Source organism: Actinomadura hibisca NBRC 15177 (assembly GCF_001552635.1).
GTDB classification, from domain to species: Bacteria; Actinomycetota; Actinomycetes; order Streptosporangiales; family Streptosporangiaceae; genus Spirillospora; species Spirillospora hibisca.
Genome location: NZ_BCRO01000135.1, coordinates 1 through 12179, shown reverse-complemented (window position 1 = coordinate 12179; position 12179 = coordinate 1). Strand labels below are relative to the sequence as shown.

The 12179-nt window shown below is 71.5% G+C and carries 11 protein-coding genes; 3 read left to right on the top strand and 8 right to left on the bottom strand.

The features are described from left to right. Positions 1-53 precede the first annotated feature (53 nt). On the bottom strand, positions 54-1607 hold the full coding sequence (locus AH6_RS40835; RefSeq protein WP_067491623.1) for a GMC family oxidoreductase: 1554 nt from the start codon (positions 1605-1607) through the stop codon (positions 54-56). Between the two features lie 112 nt (positions 1608-1719). Next, positions 1720-3816 carry an MMPL family transporter gene (locus AH6_RS40830; protein ID WP_067491621.1) on the bottom strand — a complete coding sequence of 699 codons (2097 nt, stop codon included), beginning with the start codon at positions 3814-3816 and terminating at the stop codon, positions 1720-1722. A 109-nt stretch (positions 3817-3925) separates the two neighbouring features. Here AH6_RS40830 and AH6_RS44460 point away from each other — a divergent pair, with 109 nt between their 5' ends. Then, positions 3926-4066: a hypothetical protein gene (locus AH6_RS44460; RefSeq protein WP_157432031.1), complete on the top strand. Its 141-nt coding sequence runs from the start codon at positions 3926-3928 to the stop codon at positions 4064-4066. Between the two features lie 57 nt (positions 4067-4123). On the opposite strand, the gene AH6_RS40825 is transcribed toward AH6_RS44460, so the two are convergent. The 4 genes from AH6_RS40825 to AH6_RS40810 form a co-directional block, all read right to left on the bottom strand. After that, positions 4124-5389 carry a class I SAM-dependent methyltransferase gene (locus tag AH6_RS40825; RefSeq protein ID WP_067491618.1) on the bottom strand — a complete coding sequence of 422 codons (1266 nt, stop codon included), beginning with the start codon at positions 5387-5389 and terminating at the stop codon, positions 4124-4126. Between the two features lie 88 nt (positions 5390-5477). Then, positions 5478-6845 carry an FAD-binding oxidoreductase gene (locus tag AH6_RS40820; protein ID WP_067491616.1) on the bottom strand — a complete coding sequence of 456 codons (1368 nt, stop codon included), beginning with the start codon at positions 6843-6845 and terminating at the stop codon, positions 5478-5480. Between the two features lie 135 nt (positions 6846-6980). Further along, on the bottom strand, positions 6981-7490 hold the full coding sequence (locus AH6_RS40815; protein WP_067491614.1) for a DUF1707 and DUF4870 domain-containing protein: 510 nt from the start codon (positions 7488-7490) through the stop codon (positions 6981-6983). A gap of 113 nt (positions 7491-7603) precedes the next feature. Continuing rightward, a complete protein-coding gene (locus AH6_RS40810; RefSeq protein ID WP_245679701.1) occupies positions 7604-8392 on the bottom strand; it encodes a polysaccharide deacetylase family protein in 789 nt (262 codons plus the stop codon). A 188-nt stretch (positions 8393-8580) separates the two neighbouring features. On the opposite strand from AH6_RS40810, the gene AH6_RS40805 reads away from it, so the two are divergent. Next, complete coding sequence (locus AH6_RS40805) at positions 8581-8922, top strand: hypothetical protein (RefSeq protein ID WP_067491612.1); 342 nt, start codon at positions 8581-8583, stop codon at positions 8920-8922. A 53-nt stretch (positions 8923-8975) separates the two neighbouring features. Here AH6_RS40805 and AH6_RS40800 read toward each other — a convergent pair whose 3' ends face one another. Next, complete coding sequence (locus AH6_RS40800) at positions 8976-9449, bottom strand: glyoxalase (RefSeq protein WP_067491610.1); 474 nt, start codon at positions 9447-9449, stop codon at positions 8976-8978. 23 nt (positions 9450-9472) lie between these two features. Further along, complete coding sequence (locus tag AH6_RS40795; RefSeq protein WP_067491608.1) at positions 9473-10942, bottom strand: MFS transporter; 1470 nt, start codon at positions 10940-10942, stop codon at positions 9473-9475. 24 nt (positions 10943-10966) lie between these two features. Here AH6_RS40795 and AH6_RS40790 point away from each other — a divergent pair, with 24 nt between their 5' ends. Then, complete coding sequence (locus AH6_RS40790) at positions 10967-11455, top strand: MerR family transcriptional regulator (RefSeq protein ID WP_067491606.1); 489 nt, start codon at positions 10967-10969, stop codon at positions 11453-11455. The last annotated feature ends 724 nt before the right edge of the window (positions 11456-12179 follow it).

The window sequence follows — 12179 nt, the reverse complement described above, 5'->3', positions numbered from 1 at the left end:
AACGGGTCGAGCGGGCCGAACGGCCAGGCGCGAGCCGAACAGGCGCGCGCCCGTCAGACCGCGCGGATCAGGTCGGCCGCCTTCTCCCCCACCATGATCGCCGGGGCGTTGGTGTGCCCGCGGACGATCTCCGGCAGCACCGACGCGTCGGCCACCCGCAGCCCCTCCACCCCGCGCACCCGCAGCCGCTCGTCCACCACCGAGTCCGCGTCCACGCCCATCCGGCAGGTGCCGGTCGGGTGGTACAACGTCTCGGCGTTGCCCCGCGCGTACGCGGCCAGCGCCTGCTCGTCGGTCCCGCCCGGGTAGGGCGCCATCGGCTCGCCGGCGTACCCGGCCAGCGGCTCGGTGCCGAGCAGGTCCTCGGCCATGCCGATGCCGGTCAGCAGGCGGCGCAGGTCGCCCTCGCCGGTCAGGTAGCCCGGGTCGATCAGCGGCGCGGCCGCCGGGTCGGCCGAGGCCAGCCGGATGCGTCCCGACGACTCCGGGCGCAGCAGGATCACCCCGACCGTCAGCCCGTGCTCGGTGGGCGGGACCAGGCCGTGCGCGACGTACGGCACCGGCGCGAAGATCAGTTCCAGGTCGGGCGCGGGTTGCGCCGGGTCGCTCCTGGCGAACACCACCGCCTCGCCGACGTTGGAGGTGAACGGCCCGCGCCGCAGCAGCAGGTAGCGGGCGACGTTGGCGGTGGTGTCCGCGCTCGTCAGCGTGACCGGCCGGGGGCAGTGCCGCAGCACCGGCACCGCCAGGTGGTCGCGCAGGTGGCCGCCGACGGCGGGCCGGTCCGCCACCGGCTCGATCCCGACCTCGCGCAGGTGCCCGGCGTCGCCGACGCCCGACAACATCAGCAGTTGCGGGGAGCCGATCGCGCCGCCCGCGAGCACGACCTCGCGGGCCGCCCGGACGCGCCGCCCGTCGCGGTCCTCGATCCCGACCGCGCGGCCGTCCTCGATCAGCACCCGCGCCACGTGCACGCCGGTCGCGACCGTCAGGTTGCGGCGCTTGCGGGCCGGGCGCAGGTAGGCGTCGGCGGCGCTCCAGCGGCGGCCCCGCCGCTGGCTGACGGGCGTGAGCGCGCACCCCTCGTTGTCGGGGCCGTTCAGCTCGGGCAGCCGGGGGATCCCGGCGGCGTCGCAGGCGGCCAGGAACGCGCGGGTGGCCTCGTTGGGGTCGCGCTGCTCGGAGACCGTCAGCGGCCCGTCGGTGCCGTAGACCCCGCCCGCGTTGCTGCCGACGCGTCCCTCCAGCCGCCGGAAGTAGGGCAGCACCTCGTCGTAGGACCAGCCGGGCACGCCCCAGCCGTCGTAGTCGGCGCGGTGCCCGCGCACCCACATCATCGCGTTCAGCGAGGAGCTGCCGCCGAGGGTGCGACCGCGCGGCCAGTACAGCTCGCGGTTGTCCAGGCCGGGCTGCTTGACGGTGTGGAAGTCCCAGTCGTAGGCGGTCTTGAACAGCTTGGGGAACGCCGCCGGGACGTGGATCTCCCGCTTGTCGTCCGGCCCGCCCGCCTCGACCAGCGCGACCCGCACCGCGCCGTCCTCCGACAGGCGGGCGGCCAGGGCGCACCCCGCCGATCCCGCGCCGACGACGATGTAGTCGTATTCCATGGTGGCTCCCGTTGGGGTGGAGGGGCCGTGCGCGTCGGCCCGACCCTAGACCGGGGCCGGGGCGCCGACAACGGGGACGCGCGGCCGGGATCGGCGGAGGGTGACCGAACGGTTAGCTTTCGGTGACGGTCTGCCGGGGCGTCCTTTCCTGTTCGGCAGGGTCCGGGTGGCCCGGCCACCAGGTGCGCTCGCCCAGGTCCCGGACCAGCGCGGGCACCAGCAACGACCGCACCAGCAGCGTGTCCAGCAGCACCCCGACCGCCACCAGGAACGCGATCTGCACCAGGAACACCAGCGGGATCACCGCCAGCGCGCCGAAGGTGGCCGCCAGCACCACCCCGGCCGAGGTGATCACCCCGCCGGTCGCCACCAGCCCGCGCAGCACGCCCTCGCGGGTGCCGTGCGCGCGGGACTCCTCGCGGACGCGCGTCATCAGGAAGATGTTGTAGTCCACGCCCAGCGCGACCAGGAACACGAACCCGAACAGCGGCACCACCGGGTCGGAGCCGGGGAAGCCGAACGGGCCGTTGAACGCCAGCGCCGAGATGCCGAGCGTCGCCGCGTACGACAGCGCCACCGTCGCGACCAGCAGCACCGGGGCCAGGAGCGACCGCAGCAGCACGATGAGGATGACCAGGATCACCGCCAGCGCGATCGGGATGATGACCAGGCGGTCGCGCTCGGAGGTGCGCAGGGTGTCGTACTGGGTGGCGGTGAAGCCGCCGACCAGCGCGTCCGCCCCCGGCACGGCGTGGACGCGCTCGCGCAGCGCGGCGACGGTGTCGAGGGCCGCGTCGCTGTCGGGCGCGGCGGTGAGGGTGGCGTTGAGCTCGACGCGGCCGTCCACGACCTTGGGCGGGGCCGAGCGGCCGGACGGGCCCTCGGCGGTGGTGGGACGCACCTCGGGCGCGACGCCCTTGACGCCCCGCACGGCAGCGATCACGCGGTCGGCGGCGTCCGCGCGGGCGATGATGACGACGGGGCTGCCCGCGCCCGCCGGGAAGTGGCGGCCGAGCGCCTCCTGGCCCTCCACCGAGGGCTCCTTGTTGAGGAACACGTCGGTCTGGGCGATGCCGTCGGCCTTCAGCATGGGCAGGAACGCGGCGAACGCGGCCAGTACCAGCGCCGACAGCACCCACACGCGGCGCGGACCGCGCCGGATCAGGTTGCTCACCTTCTCCCACAGGCCCCGGCCCCGGTTCAGGTCGCGGGAGGGCCAGTAGGCGGCGCGGCCCAGCAGCGCCAGCGCGGCGGGCAGGAACGTCAGCGCCGACAGCAGCGCGCAGCCCACGCCGATCGCGGCGACCGGGCCGAGCCCCCGGTTGGAGTTGAGATCGCTGAACAGCAGGGTGAGCAGGCCCGCCGCGACCGTCCCGGCGGAGGCGACGATGGGCGCGAGCGACCGCCGCCACGCCCGCGTGACCGCCGTCCACGCCGGGTCACCGGTCGCCAGCTCCTCGCGGAAGCGAGCGGCCAGCAGCAGCGCGTAGTCGGTGGCGGCCCCGACGACCAGGATGAACAGGATGCCCTGCGTCTGGCCATTGAGGTCGATGACGCCGTTCTTGGCCAGGACGTACACCACCGCCGACGCCAGTCCGAGCGCCAGGACCGAGCCGAACACGACGACCAGGGGCAGCAGCAGGCTCCGGTAGACGGCCAGCAGGATGAGCAGGACCACGCCGAGCGCGACGCCGAGCAGGATGCCATCGATGCCGGTGAAGGCGTTGCCGAGGTCGGCCTGGAGGGCGGCGGGGCCGGTCACGTAGGCGGTGGTGCCGGGCACCTGCCGGGCGGTCTCGCGGAGCCGGTCGATGACGGGGCGGGGCTCGGGGAGGTCCTTGTCGATGGGGACGACGGCCTGGAACGCCTTGCCGTCGGGCGCGGGCAGCAGCGGTGACGCGCCCTGGCGCACGCCGGACGTGCCGGTGATCTGCTGGAGCGCCCGCTGCGCCGCCGCGCGCTGGGAGTCGTCCAGCTTCTGGCCGTTGCGGGACTCCCACAACACGACCGCCGGGACGGCGCCGGTGTTCTCGAAGCGTTTCTGGAGGTCGGCGGCGCGGGTGGACTCGGCGCCTGCTGGCAGGAAGGTGGCGTTGTCGTTGCTCTGAACGTCGCCGAGCTTGCCCGCGAACTGCCCGAGCGGCCCCACGCCGATCAGCCAGACCAGGACGAGCAAGGCGGGGACCGACCATCGCAGTGCGCGGGACATGGGGACCTCTCTGCCGGAGCCGGGGGTTCTCCCAGGACTTCGCCGCTCCTACCCCCGGCGGTTGCCGCCAAGCCGGGATCTCCCGGTGTGACGCGGGGCACATTCCCCCATGGCAACCGGGAAGGGCCGGTCGGCCGGGAGGAATCCCCCATGCCCGTCGCTCTCGCCGTGCGTGGTCACCGGCACCGCGCCGCAGGGCAAGCTGCCCCCGAACGCCGACGCCATCGCCGACACCCTCCAGGCGCTCTGAACGGCGACGGGCCGGCCGGAAGGATTCCGGTCGGCCCGCTCGTCTCGCCGTCTCGGCTCACGAACCCCAGTCGGGACGCAGCGGCATGTGCGCGTCGCCCTTGTCGTCCAGCTTCACGCCGAGCGTCTGGTGGAGCTGGATCCAGTTCTGCTCGAAGCCCAGGACGCAGCCCGCCATGTAGACCCGCCACACGCGGGCGGTGCCCTCGCCGACTTCGGCGACCGCCTCGTCCCAGTGCTCGTCCAGGTTGCGGCACCAGCCGGTCAGCGTCCGGGCGTAGTGCTCGCGCAGGTTCTCCTGGTGGCGGATCTCGAACCCGGCGTCGTTCATGTTCTGCTGGATGAAGCCGGGCCCCTCCAGCTCGCCGTCGGGGAACACGTACCGGTTGATGAACCCGTCCTCCTTCATGGCCGGGGCCAGGTTGTCGGGACGGGTGATGGTGTGGTTCAGCATCCGGCCGTAGGGCTTCAGCTTCCCGTACAGGAAGGAGAAGTACGACGGCAGGTTGGCCTTGCCGATGTGCTCGGTCAGGCCGATGGAGCTGACGGCGTCGAAGCCGGTCTCGGCCACGTCGCGGTAGTCCATGTGCCGCACCTCGGCCAGCTCCGACAGGCCGCGGTCGGCGATGGCCTTCTGCGCCCACTCGGCCTGCTGCTTGGACAGCGTCACGCCCAGCGCCTTGACGCCGTACTCCTGCGCGGCGTGCATGACCATGCCGCCCCAGCCGCAGCCCACGTCCAGCAGCCGCATGCCGGGCTTGAGCCCGAGCTTCCTCGCGACCAGGTCGTGCTTGTGGAACTGCGCCTCCTCCAGGGTGGCGTGCTCCTCGGGGTAGCAGGCGCAGGTGTAGGCCATGGACGGGCCGAGCACCCACTCGTAGAAGGTGTTGGACACGTCGTAGTGGTGCGAGATCGCCTTGGCGTCGCGCCGCTTGGAGTGCCGCAACCAGGTCGGGATCCGGCTGAACGGGGCCTCCTGCGGCGGCGGGTCCAGCCGGCGGCTCACCGCGCCGCGCAGCAGCGGCTCACCGAGCACGGCCGCGACGATCTTCGCCTTCTCGCGCGGGGTGATCTCCCCGAACACCTGCTGCATGGTGGACAGCGCGGTGTACATGTCGCCCGACACGTCGATCATGCCGCTCACGTAGGCGCGGGCCAGGCCCAGCGCCCCCGGCGAGTGCACCAGGTACGACACCGCGTACGGCGACCGCACCTCGAACCGGATGTCGGCGCCGGGCGAACCCGCGCGCGACCCGTCGTAGGCGACGAACTCCACTGGCGCCCCAGCCCCGGCCAACCGCTCGAAGACCCTGGCCAGCGTCATGTTGCTCCTCCTGTCTCTCCGCCCCGGGCAGGGGCCACGGCGTCACCACCGGGCCCCGTCGGGGCCCTCCCCCCGATGACGCGGACGCCTAGCGTCCGCGCACGCACTTGTCGTAGAGGTCCAGCAGCCGCTTGGCGGGGTCGTAGGCGTTCTTGAGCCGCCGGTAGGTATCCCCGTCGTAGTAGCGCCAGAACTCGTCCCGGCTATAAAAAGCAGTCGAATAGAGGGACTTGTGCCCGTCAAGAGCGGCGACCCGGCGTTCGATCAAGCGGTTGTGATATTCCGGGATCTGCCCTGGTGGGAGGCGCACCGTGCCCCAGAACCCGACGTTGACGTAGGTGCGGCCGGGCTCCAGCGGGTAGAGCGGCCAGCTCTCGCGGGCGCGCAGCGGGCACAACCAGACCGGCGTCATGCCGACCTTGTCGTGGAAGAACTCCAGGAACTCCGGCAGCCGCTCGACCGGCACCTCGATGTCCTGGATGACGTCCTCGCGGGGGCGCAGGCCGCGCCAGCGCTCGATCCGCGCGATGACCTGGAAGCGCCGGTCGTAGGCGACCATCTTGCGGTAGACGTCCGACCGCTTGGCCTTGTCCGGCCACAGGCGGCGGACGGTCGGGTTCTGCACGCCGAACGCGCCCGAGCACCAGAACCAGTCGGTGTCCCAGCGCCAGATGTAGTCGTGCACGGTCAGGAAGTCCACCGACCGCTGCTGGATCGAGCGGTAGTAGATCTGCTGGCCGGTGTAGTCGGAGGTGTAGGGCGCGGTGTCGGTGAAGGTGCCGAGGGTGAGGTACTGCTCGCCGGGGCCGAAGACGGTGCCGTCGAGGAAGTCGATCGGCTCGCCGTCGTGGGTGCGCGACTCCGAGAGTTCGGCGAGCGCGTTCGTGGCGGCCACCGCGTCGTCGAAGCGCAGGTGGCGGACCTTCACGTACGGCTTGACCGGCACCAGCTCGATCTTCAGGCGCAACGAGTAGCCGAGCGTGCCGTAGGAGTTGGGGAAGCCGAAGAACAGGTCGGAGTGCTCGTTGTCGCGGGTGGCGGTGACGACCTGGCCGTCACCGGTCAGCACCTCCATCTCCAGCACGCTCTCGTGCGGCAGCCCGAGGTGGAAGGAGGAGGACTCGATGCCGAGGCCGGTCACCGCCCCGCCCAGCGTGATCGTCTTGAGCTGCGGCACGACGGTCGGCATCAGCCCGTGCGGCAGCGTGGCCGCGACCAGGTCCTCGTAGGTGGTCATGCCCTGCACCTGCGCGGTGCGGGTCTCGGGGTCCACGCTCAGCACCCTGTCGAAGCCCGACACGTCCAGGCCCGGCGCCGCCGAGGGGTCCCGCCACCGGAACAGGTTGGAGGTCTTCTTCGCGAGCCGTACCGGCGTCCCCTCGGGGATCGCCGCGTACGATCGGCGCAACGCCTCGACCGCCCGCTGATGATCGTCGTTGACCAGTAGCTTCGTCATCTGCCCCTCCCGCACACAGTAAACCGATCATCCCATGTATCTTCCACACAATTGGCGCGAGAGTGTGATCACAGGGACGCGCGGGAATAAAGAGCAGGTAAGTTCCCTCTGGGGACGACCGCGGGCGCCGTCGGCCTACTTGACCAGACGCAGGATCCAGGGGTAGCGGAAGTCCTGCCCGGTGAGCGTGAGCAGCGCCGCGATCCCGGCCGCGATCCAGGAGACCGCGTAGAGCACGCCGCCGATCCCGAACGTCACGATCGTGATGAGCAGCAGCGTGAGCTGGAAGTTGAGCGCCTCGGCGGCCTGGCGGCGCACGAACTCCGAGCGCTTGCCGCTGGTGAGCATGAGCACGAGCGGGCCGACGAAGAGGGTCACGTAGCCGAGCCCGTGCGCGGCGGCGGCGAGGGCGCGGTCCTCGCCGGAGATCTCGCCGGTGGTGAGGGCCGTCCCCTTGACGGCGGGGGCCAGGTCCCGCTCCACGAGCGCGAGCTCGTCGCGCGTCTTGGCGGTCATGGCGAGGTGGACGCGCATGTCGAACTCCTGGTGCTCCAGGCGTCCTTCGGCGTAGGCGTTCTGGAGCCGTTCCACGGCCGCTTCGCGCTCCGCGTCGCCGACGCGGAGGTCCCCATGAGTGATGTTCATACCGCCATCCTCGGCGGCGGGCGGGCGTCCCGGCATCAGGGAAGACCCTGAGCCGTCCCCGAACCTGGGTCGGGGAGACCCGTCCCTGAGGCGGAGACGCCCGCCGACGCCGGTCAACGTTGGACGTACTTCTTGCCGGGGGTGAGGGAACCTCCGAACAACTCGGAGACGGTGACGAAGACATATCCCTGGGCGGCGAGCCGTCGCAGGATGGCGGGCACGGCGGCGACGGTGCTGGCGTGGATGTCGTGCATCAGCAGGATGCGTCCGGGACGGACCCCCTTGACGATGCGGCGCTCGACGGTGGCGCGGTCGCGCGCGTTCCAGTCGAGCGGGTCGACGCTCCACAGGATCTGCGCCATGCCCATCCGCTTGGCGGTGAGGGCGAGGTTCTTGTCGGTGGACCCGTAGGGCGGCCGCATGAGGGTGGGCGTGACGCCCGCCGCCTGCTCGATGGCCTCCTGGGTGCGTTCCAGTTCCTCCCGGACCTTGGCGGCCGACGAACGGCCGAGGTCGGCGTGGGTGTAGCTGTGGTTGCCGAGTTCGTGTCCGGCGGCGAGTTCGCGGCGGACCAGGTCGGGGCGCGCGGCCACGTTCCGTCCGACCAGGAAGAAGGTGGCGCGCGCCTGGTGGGCGGCCAGCACGTCCAGCAGCTCGGCCGTGGAGCTCATGGGCCCGTCGTCGAAGGTGAGGGCGACGCACTTGGCCTTGGCGCAGTCGGTACGCGTCACCGGCCGTGCCGCCGGGACGTCGGGCATCGCCTTCTCCGGTGCGGCGACCACGGCGGTCCCGACGAAACCGGCGCGCCGCCCGTCCTCGGCGACCGCCGGGGCGAAGGTGCTCAGCCATCCGCACAACGTCGCCGCGACGGCCGCGGCGGACCAGCGTCGGACAGACTGCATCGCCCCCATGAAAGCCCCCTGGCTCACGTTCCGCGTCCGCTCGGTCCGCCAGTGTAAGCGCCGGGCCCTCGGCCGGAGGGAGGACATGGCCGTCTCGGGAACCCGGCGGTGCTGTTGATCGTTATTGTCTTACTCGCCTCGTGTCTCCGGAGCGGTTCCGGAGCGGCACCAGACGACGGGACAGACCGATGAGGTTCCGGGACCGCTTCGGAATTCGCAAGCACCGCGGCGACTCGGTCACCAGGTTCGACCGCGAGGCCACCGACTCCGACATCGAGGCGCTGATCGCCTTCGCCCGCTCCCATCAGGGCGTGGAGTTCTTCGTCGAGCCCGAGACCTTCGCCACCGACACCACGGCCGTGGCCGTGGCCCACGACGGCGAGTGGACCCGCCGCCGGGTGGGCTCGCCGAAGGTGATCGGGAAGGTGGCCCGGGACCTGGGCCTGCCGATCTACGACGTGCAGATCGTGGGGTACCCGCCGCGGATGCGCGCCTGGAACGAGCGCAACAAGCACCGCCGGAGCCTCTAGCCGGGCGTCCGGATGCGGCCAGCCTGCTTCCGGCTCCCACCGTCCGGAACCGTCTAGTCCACGACGACGAAGTCCCCTTCGATGTTCTCGCGCATCCATTCTCCGGCGCGTTCCCTCTCCGCCTCGCGGGGCGCGGTGAGGATCATGCGGTTCCCGTCGGGATCGTCGACGGTCAGGTCGGAGGTGAACCAGGGGGTGTCGGCGGGCCCTTCGACGCGAGCCCCCTCCTGCCCGAAGGCGCGGAGCCCGGCCGCCAGTTCCGCCAGATCCTGCCCGCCCGCGGCGAAGCTCACGGTGGTGCTGCCACGTGCGGGTCCGCCCGGGACGATCAGGATGTCCTGGTACTTCATCCGCCGCAGGTGCACCAGCACCGGGGACCTGTCCGGCCCCATGACGGTGGCCAGGGAGACGAAGCCGGCGGCCTGGTAGAACGCCTCGGCGGCCGCGAGGTCGGCGACCTGGAAGGTGGCGAACATCGGCATGGGGTAGATGGTGCGGTCGATGAGGGGTGCGGTGTTCTCGCTCATGCGGCCGACGGTAGGGACTGACGTTACGGAAGAGTCAATCGACGACCGGCACGGACGGTGCGCAGATCCGCGCCGGAGTCCACCCGCTCGAAGAGCGTCGCCGCCCGTTCGGCAGTACCCGAGGCCCAGCGCCCCGTGCTGAGCAGCCCCAGGACAACGATGCCCAGGCCCATCCCGAACACCATCCACCACACACCGCGCCCGGCGTCGATGGACGCCGTCCCGCTGCGCCCCAGAGCCGACCCCACGATCGTCCCGGAGATCGCGACGCCCAGCGTGGTGCCGGTCTGCCGGCCGGCCGAGGCCAGCGAGGCGGCCACCCCGACCATCGAAGGGGGCATGCCGGAGACCGCCGTGTTGCTGATCGGAGGGTTGACGGTGCCCAGGAAGACGCCGAACAGCAGGTAGACCGCGAGCACGACGGGCAGCGGCGTGTCCGTCCCGAGCCAGAGCGACGCGCCGCCGCCCAGCGCCAGCGCCGTCCCGGCGACCACCAGCGGCAGCCTGGGGCCGCGCGAGCCGACCATCCGACCGGTGAACGGGGACAGCAGCAGGACGAGCGCGCCGACCGGAAGCAGGCACAACCCGGCCGCGAGCGCCGACATGCCGCGCGCGTTCTGCAGGTACTGGGTGGTCACGAACAGGAACGCGCCGAACCCGCACAGGGCGAACAGCGCCATCAGGATCGCCGCGCTGAACGGCACGCTGCGGAACAGGCGCAACTCCAGCAGCGGATCGACGCGGCGCGGTTCGTAACCCAGAATCCCGAGCACACCGAGCACGGCCACGGCAAGCGGGCCGAGGACAACCGCTGAGCCCCAGCCCGACCGCCCGGACTCGATGATCGCGAAGACGACACCGCCCAGCACCAGGATCATCAGGACCTGACCCACCGGATCGAACCGGCGCGCCCGAGCGGCACGGGACTCGGGCACCAGCAGCGCGGCGCACACGATGGCGACGACCACGATCGGCACGTTGGCCCAGAAGACGAAGTGCCAGCCGAAGCCGTCGACCAGGGCACCACCGAGGATCGGCCCCAGCGCCAGCGAGAGACCAGCCGTCGAGCCGAACACCCCGATGGCCCTGGCCCGCTCGACGGGATCGGGAAAGGTGGTGGCGACGATCGCCATCGCCACCGGGTTGAGCATCGTGCCGCCCACGGCCTGCAAGGCACGCGCCGCGATGAGCCAACCGGTGCTCGGCGCCATGCCGCACAGCAGCGAGCCGACCCCGAAGACGGCCAGACCGACCTGGAAGACGCGCCGTCGCCCCACCCGGTCGGCGGTGGAACCGGCCAGCACCAGGAAGCAGGCCAGGACCAGGGTGTAGGCGTCGACGGTCCACTGCAGACCGGACACCGAGGCGTGCAGATCGCGCCGGATCGCGGGCAGCGCGACGTTGACGATGGAGATGTCCATCACCACGACGACCATGCTGGCGCAGCAGATGGCGAGCACCAGGAACCGGTGGCGGGAACTGAGTTCGGGCATATCCGGAACGCTAGGATTTAGAGCGTGCTCGAAGTCAAGGGGAACCCCTCACCCGAGCCCGTCCCCGAGACGGGACTGAGCATCGCCGAGGCCGCCCGCCGCACCGGAGTGAGCACGCACACGCTGCGCTACTACGAACGCGCGGGCCTGGTCGTCACCCCCGTCGACCGCACACCCGGCGGCCGACGCCGCTACCACCGCCTCGACCTTGAGTGGATCAAGATCTGCACCAGACTGCGCGCGACCGGCATGCCGATCAGGGGCATCCGCCGCTACGCGGAACTGGTGGCGGCGGGCCGGGGCAACGAGGACGAACGCCTGCATTTGCTGGAATCACACCGCGACCGGGTACTCCAAGAGATCGCGGCACTCCAGAAGAACCTGGAACTCATCGACCACAAAATCGACGTCTACCAAGGCCGCCTGGCCGCCGGCGACGCCGACCGACTCTGGGCACCCAACAGCCGCGGGGCTGGGGTTGGTGGGCACTTGGAGCAGTCCCGCGCGGAGTAAGGGGTGCTGGTCGGGCGCGGGGCTCGGGGCTCGGGGCGCAGAGCTGGCGTTGGTGGTCTGGTGTGGGAAACCGCACGAGCTGGGGTTGGTGAGCTCCTGCGCCACCCTCGCGCGGGGCCGGGGCCGGGGCCGGGGCCGGGGGCCGGGAGCTGGTGGTTGGGCGCGGGAAACCCGCACGGGTTGGGGTCGTCGGGCATCTGTGGCAACCCCGCGCGGGGCCGGGGTTGCTGGTCAGGCGCGGAAAACCTGCACGGGCTGGGGCTGTTGGGCACCTGCACCAACCCCGCGCGGGCTAGGGCTGCTGGTCGGGTGGCGGGCGCGGGGCTGAGGTTGGGGTTGGGTGCGGAAAACCCGCGCGGGTTGAGGTTGTTGGGTATCTGTACCAACCGCGTGCGGGCTGGGGTTGCTGGCCGGGTGCGGGGTACGGGGTTGAGGTGGGTGCTCGGGTGCGGAAAACCCGCACGGGCTGGGGTTGCTGGATATCTGCACCAACCCCGCGCGGGGTGAGGGTTGGTGGTCGGGTGAAGGGCGCGGGGCTGAGGTGAGTGCTCGGGTGCGGAAAACCCGCACAGGCTGGGGTTGGTGGGCACCTGCACAAAACCCGCGTGTAGTGGAGGTTGTTGGTCGGGTGCGGTAAACCCGCGCGGGATTGGGCTTGGGTGAGCCCGTGTAGACCCCCACGGATTGAGTCGGTGCAGATCTGCGGCGAAAGCGGCTGTGTTTC